The following is a 447-nucleotide window of genomic DNA, read 5'->3' as shown; positions in this document are numbered from 1 at the left end:
TTTATTAACTGTCAAGGAAGCAGCAAAGGTTTTAGGCCTTAGCGAACGTCAAGTTATTAGATTAAGAAAGGGTGTGATGCAAAGCGGGGTTTCTGCTCTTATTCATAAAAACAAAGGCCGTAAACCTTCTCATGCTGTTTCCGATGAACTTAAAGGTAAAATTATCTCTCTTAAATTGTCTGACAACTACAAAAATGCTAACTTCAAACATTTTTAACGAGCTTCTTGAAAGATTCCATGGCATTAAGCTAAGTTACTCTACCATCTACAATATCAAGTCCTAAGATTCTCACTCTTTTTCCTCCTTAAATTATTTTTAAACAAAAGTTCTTACAATATGCAGAACAATATCCGACAAAGAAGGCATTTTTCTCTGTCACAAAATAGTTTAGCCACCTTTAACATAAAGGGCATCATTAGGGCAATTTTCAACACAATTTCCACATG

General features: G+C 34.5%; 2 protein-coding genes. One reads left to right on the top strand and one right to left on the bottom strand.

All coding sequences use genetic code 11. The features are described 5' to 3' along the window. The coding region (locus tag CAAU_RS08405) for a helix-turn-helix domain-containing protein (RefSeq protein ID WP_040306328.1) at positions 1–217 on the top strand (217 nt) is incomplete at its 5' end. A gap of 171 nt (positions 218–388) precedes the next feature. Here CAAU_RS08405 and CAAU_RS15610 read toward each other — a convergent pair. Further along, positions 389–447 (bottom strand): 4Fe-4S binding protein (locus CAAU_RS15610; protein ID WP_192811208.1); only part of this gene is annotated, 59 nt, incomplete at its 5' end.

The organism is Caloramator australicus RC3 (assembly GCF_000297115.1).
Taxonomy (GTDB): domain Bacteria; phylum Bacillota; class Clostridia; order Clostridiales; family Caloramatoraceae; genus Caloramator; species Caloramator australicus.
The sequence above is the reverse complement of the archived record's forward strand: the minus strand, read 5'-3'. Positions and strand labels throughout refer to the sequence as shown.